Raw genomic sequence first — 4,603 nt, 5'->3', positions numbered from 1 at the left:
CGTCGTAGCCGGTGGGCGACAGCGGGTTGGGCAGGCCGGCGTTGGGGTGGGCCGAGACGAAGGTGTTGCAGACGTTGGAGAGTTCCTCCACGTACTGGCGGAGTTCCTTCGCGCCCAGCGCGCAGTTGAGGCCGAAGCTGATCGGCTGGGCGTGGGAGAGTGAATTCCAGAAAGCCTCGGCGGTCTGGCCCGACAGGGTGCGGCCGGAGGCGTCGGTGATGGTGCCGGAGATCATCACCGGCACGCGCTTGCCCAGATCCGCGAACAGCTTTTCGACTGCGAACACCGCGGCCTTGGCGTTGAGGGTGTCGAAGATGGTCTCGATCAGCAGGATGTCGGCGCCGCCTTCCAGCAGCCCCTTGGCGGAGTCGTAGTAGTCGTCCACCAGCGCGTCGAAGCTCACGTTGCGGAAGCCCGGATCGTTCACGTCCGGCGAGATCGACAGGGTGCGCGAGGTGGGGCCGAGCACGCCAGCGCAGTAGCGCGGCTTGGCCGGGTTGGCGGCGGTGAACTCGTCGCACAGCTCGCGCACCAGGCGGGCGCCCTCGACGTTGAGTTCGTAAGCCACGTCGGCCAGGCCGTATTCGGCCTGGGAGATGCGCGTGGCGTTGAAGGTGCAGGTCTCGATGATGTCGGCGCCGGCCTCGAGGTAGGCCCGGTGGATGCCGCCCACCACATCCGGCCGGGTGAGCACCAGCAGGTCGTTGTTGCCCTTGAGATCCTTGCCGTGTTCGGCGAAACGCGTGCCCCGGTAGTCGGCTTCACCCAGCTTGTGCTGCTGGATCATCGTGCCCATCGCCCCGTCGAGGATCAGGATGCGGTGGGTCAGTTGATTGTGGAGTTCGGCGGTACGGTCGGGCTGCATGGCGGTTCCTAAAAAAATCGGCCGGGGCGCGCAAAGAAAAACGGCGCAACAAACCTGGCAAGGTTTGTGAGCGCCGTTGATCGGTTGCCGAGCCTGGCCTGCTGGATGGCTTCATCAGCAGGTCGCAACGCTCCTCGGCAAGCGGCGGATTTTACAAGGGTTTTGGCGTATCCGCCAGCAGTGCGCGGGCGTCGTCGCGCCACCAGCCGAGGGCCGCGTAGAAGCCCTCCCACACGCAGCCGTTGCAGCCGCGGCCGCAGCAGGCGGTGGGCGGCGGTGGTGGATTGCGGTGGGCCAGCCCGCGCCCCGCCAGACGCTCGCGGATGGCGGCGATCTGCGCTTCGGCCTCGGCCAGGCTGGCGGGCCGGAAATCAAAAGGGTCGGCGGCGGCGTTCATCGGCAGCTGGGGCAGAAAAGGGGGCGAACATATCACCGGCGGCCAGCCGACGAAAGCGCCCGCCCGCCGCCCGTTCATCTGCCCGTCATTGCCCGACAGCCGGTGGGGCCGTAGAATCCCGCCCGACACGCCATCGGGAAAGCACCTTGGAACCCGTCCATAACATCGTCTTCTTTGGCGAAACCCTGCCGGGCTACGACCGCAGCGTCGCCCGCATGCAGCTCCAGACCCTGCTCGGCTGCTCCCACGAGACCATCCGTCAGGTGTTCTCGGGCCAGCGCGTGCGCCTGCGCAAGGGCCTCTCCGCCGTCGAGGCCCAGCGCTACGAGCTGCGCCTGAAGGGGATCGGGCTGAAGGTGGCCATCGACCCGCCCCTGCCGCCCGACATGCTGGACAAGCGCCTCAGCGCTGCCCGCGATGACACCACCCGCAGCAGCGCCTCGGGCCTGCCCCAGGTGGTCTGCCCGGCCTGTGGCGAGACCCAGCCCCTGCGCACCGTGTGCCGGGCGTGCTCGATCAACATGCCGGGGTTTCTGGCCGCCCAGGCGGCCAAGAGCGCCAACGCCGCCCAGCCCCCGGGCGCGATGGACAAGACGGTGCCGGTTGCCAGCGACTTCCTCGGCGTCGGACTCAACGGGCGCTTCGGTCGCGGCCTGATGTTCCAGAGCTTCCTCGCGGGTCTGACCGCCATCAACCTGGGCCTCATCGCGCTCTTCACGCTCGGCTCCATGCCCCTGTGCGTGCTGGCCGGAGTCGCCGGCGGGTTCTTCAAGGTCCGCGCCCTCATCCGCCGCAGCCACGATCTGGACTGGCGTGGATGGGTGTGGCTGGCCCAGCTGGTGCCTGTGCTCGGGCTGTATTTCACCTTCAAGCTGGCCTTCTGGCCCGGCCGCGCGGATGCCAACGAATGGGGCCCGCACCGACGCACCAGCCTACCGGCCTTCCTGCTGGCGCTGGCGCTATACCTGGGCAGCCTCGGCTATCTCGCCCACGTCGCGCCGGCCGATTCGCCGCTGCTGCCGGGCGACGACGCGGGCGCCGTGTTCACCCGCGGGGCTGCACCGTCCGCCCCGGGCCGGGCGGCCGGCTGAACAACATCGGCCTGACGGGACGATAATCCGCTCATGACTGCCCCCCTGCCCCCCTGGCTGGAAGACTTCCGGGCGCGCCACGACGCGACGGTGATCGAGACCCACATCTCGTGGCTGCTGCTGGCCGGCGCGCTGGCCTGGAAGATCAAGAAGCCGATCAGCCTGCCCTTTCTCGATTACGGCAACGCCGCGCGCCGGCGCTGCTGCTGCGAGGCGGAGCTGCGTCTCAACCGGCAGTTCGCGCCGGATCTATACCTGGGCACGGAGGCCATCGGCCACAGCGACGACGGCGAGGAATGGGCCGTGCGGATGCGCCGCTTCCCCGAAGCCCAGCGCCTCGACCACGTGTGCGCCCACGGCCACCTGCGGCTCGACCAGCTGTCGGCCCTGGCGAGCACCCTGCACCGCTTTCACACCCGCACCGCGGTGGCCGGCCCCGAGAGCCCCTTCGGCGAGCCAGCGCAGGTGTTCGCTCAGGCCATCGAGAACTTCACCGAGCTCATCGAGCTCGCGCCAGCGCACGCCGACCGCCTCGCCGCCCTCGAAGCCTGGACCCGCGACGAGTTCGCGCGCATCCGCCCAACCCTCGCCGCCCGCAAGGCGGCTGGCCGGGTACGTGAATGCCACGGCGACCTGCACCTGGGCAATCTGGTGCTGCTGGACGACCGGATCACGCCCTTCGACTGCATCGAGTTCAACGACAGCCTGCGCTGGATCGACGTGGCTTCCGAGATCGCCTTCACCTACATCGACCTCCTCGACCACCAGCGCCCCGATCTGGCCACCTGGCTGCTCAACGAATGGCTGACCGTCTCGGGGGATTTCGAGGCCATGAAGGTGCTGCGCTTCTATGCGGTGTATCGGGCGATGGTGCGGGCCAAGGTGGCCGGGCTGGGCGGCGAGCGCGAAGGCGTGGACGCCTATCTGCGCCTTGCCGGCGAGATCGCATCCCCGCCGCCACCGCGGCTCACCATCACCTTCGGGGTGTCCGGCTCGGGCAAGACCACCGCCAGTGCCGATCTGCTCCTCGCCGATGCAAGCGCCACCACCCTGCGCCTGCGCTCGGATGTGGAGCGCAAAAGGCTGTTCGGCCTCGGCCCCCTGGACGACAGCCGCGCCGTGCCCGGCGGCATCTACACCCCGGACAGCACCCTGCGCACCTACGCCATGCTCCATGACACAGCCGGACTGCTGCTGTCCGCCGGCTGGTCGGTGGTGGTGGATGCGGCCTTCCTGCGGCGCGACGAGCGGGCGCGCTTCCTCGCCCTCGCCAGCGCCCACTGTGCCCCGATGGGCATCCTGGCCTGCTCGGCACCTGCTGGCGAACTCCGCCGCCGCCTGCTGGCGCGCCACGGAGACGCGTCGGAAGCCACCGTCGATGTGCTCGACCGGCAGCTTCGCTGGATGGAACCGCTGGACGCCGACGAACAGGCCCGGGCGGTCGGGCCGGCGTGACTGGCTAGCGCAGGGTACCCACGTAGCGATCCACCGGATGGGTTGCCGCCGGCCGGCCGGCGCGCAGCCGCTCCAGCAGACTGGCGCGGGCCGGGGTATCGCTTTCCGGGGGCGGATCGAGCTCCATGGCCGCCCGCAGGCGGTCGCACAGCTCGATGAGTTCGGCGTGGCCGGTTTCACCGGCGAGCCGCACGATCTCCCGGGCGTATTCCTTGTTGGTACGCATGTACTCCACATCGGTGATGCGGTTGGTCACCCGACGCATGAGCACATGAATTCGGCCAAGCAGGCCGAGGATGACGGAATCCGATTCCATGACGGCGCTCTCTGATGTAGGTTTTTAACAAATCAAGAGCAAATGCCGTGCCGGCTGAAAACCACGAAAATACACGCACCCACAGGCCGGGAATGCCCCATATCGAGGCGCGCGAAGTAGCCGTTGCACTACCGAGGTGCATGAAAGCACTTCGCCACCCCAAGCAACGCAGCCAGCGCAATGCCGTGACGACAATTGCACCCGGAATGGGCATGGCTTACGCATCTGCCACCGCCTGAAAAACGAAAAGCCCGGCTTGCGCCGGGCTCGTCGTACCAACTTACCACCTGAAACAGCTTAGGCTGCGCGGCTCTTGGTCTCGCCGCCCACGAAGAAGCTGGCGATGTAGACCAGCAGGCCGACCAGGAACATCACGCCGGTGCCTTCACGCAGCCAGTAGAAGATGGCCAGTTGGTCCTGCGCGGCCATGAACGGGATCGGCGTGGCGCTGTAGCGCTGCAGCCAGACCTGCAGGATGC

5 protein-coding genes, 1 pseudogene and 1 riboswitch are annotated in these 4,603 nt (G+C 68.2%); of the genes and pseudogenes, 2 read left to right on the top strand and 4 right to left on the bottom strand.

Going from position 1 to position 4,603, the window contains the following annotated elements; translation table 11 throughout:
- On the bottom strand, positions 1–865 hold an 865-nt coding region (locus Q0672_RS00270), incomplete at its 3' end, for a homocysteine S-methyltransferase family protein (RefSeq protein ID WP_298618591.1).
- 61 nt (positions 866–926) lie between these two features.
- Positions 927–1,007, bottom strand: a riboswitch (S-adenosyl-L-homocysteine riboswitch).
- Between the two features lie 9 nt (positions 1,008–1,016).
- Complete coding sequence (locus tag Q0672_RS00265) at positions 1,017–1,262, bottom strand: oxidoreductase-like domain-containing protein (protein WP_298618589.1); 246 nt, start codon at positions 1,260–1,262, stop codon at positions 1,017–1,019.
- Between the two features lie 146 nt (positions 1,263–1,408).
- Here Q0672_RS00265 and Q0672_RS00260 point away from each other — a divergent pair, with 146 nt between their 5' ends.
- Together Q0672_RS00260 and Q0672_RS00255 are read left to right on the top strand one after the other, a co-directional pair.
- Positions 1,409–2,353, top strand: coding sequence for a DUF805 domain-containing protein (locus tag Q0672_RS00260; RefSeq protein WP_298618587.1), 945 nt, complete (start codon positions 1,409–1,411; stop codon positions 2,351–2,353).
- 33 nt (positions 2,354–2,386) lie between these two features.
- Positions 2,387–3,808: a bifunctional aminoglycoside phosphotransferase/ATP-binding protein gene (locus Q0672_RS00255; protein WP_298618586.1), complete on the top strand. Its 1,422-nt coding sequence runs from the start codon at positions 2,387–2,389 to the stop codon at positions 3,806–3,808.
- Between the two features lie 4 nt (positions 3,809–3,812).
- On the opposite strand, the gene Q0672_RS00250 is transcribed toward Q0672_RS00255, so the two are convergent.
- Entirely contained in the window at positions 3,813–4,124 is a 312-nt protein-coding gene (locus Q0672_RS00250) for a hypothetical protein (RefSeq protein WP_298618584.1), read from the bottom strand.
- A gap of 297 nt (positions 4,125–4,421) precedes the next feature.
- Positions 4,422–4,603: pseudogene (locus Q0672_RS00245) on the bottom strand (nitric-oxide reductase large subunit); the annotation flags it as partial.

The organism is uncultured Zoogloea sp. (genome assembly GCF_937894855.1).
Classification (GTDB): Bacteria; Pseudomonadota; Gammaproteobacteria; order Burkholderiales; family Rhodocyclaceae; genus Zoogloea; species Zoogloea oryzae.
The sequence above is the reverse complement of the archived record's forward strand: the minus strand, read 5'-3'. Positions and strand labels throughout refer to the sequence as shown.

Coding starts and splice junctions, on each gene's coding strand:
- Q0672_RS00255 (WP_298618586.1), top strand. CDS start 2,387: ATGACTGCCCCCCTGCCCCCCTGGCTGGAAGACTTCCGGGCGCGCCAC.
- Q0672_RS00250 (WP_298618584.1), bottom strand. CDS start 4,124: ATGGAATCGGATTCCGTCATCCTCGGCCTGCTTGGCCGAATTCATGTG.
- Q0672_RS00265 (WP_298618589.1), bottom strand. CDS start 1,262: ATGAACGCCGCCGCCGACCCTTTTGATTTCCGGCCCGCCAGCCTGGCC.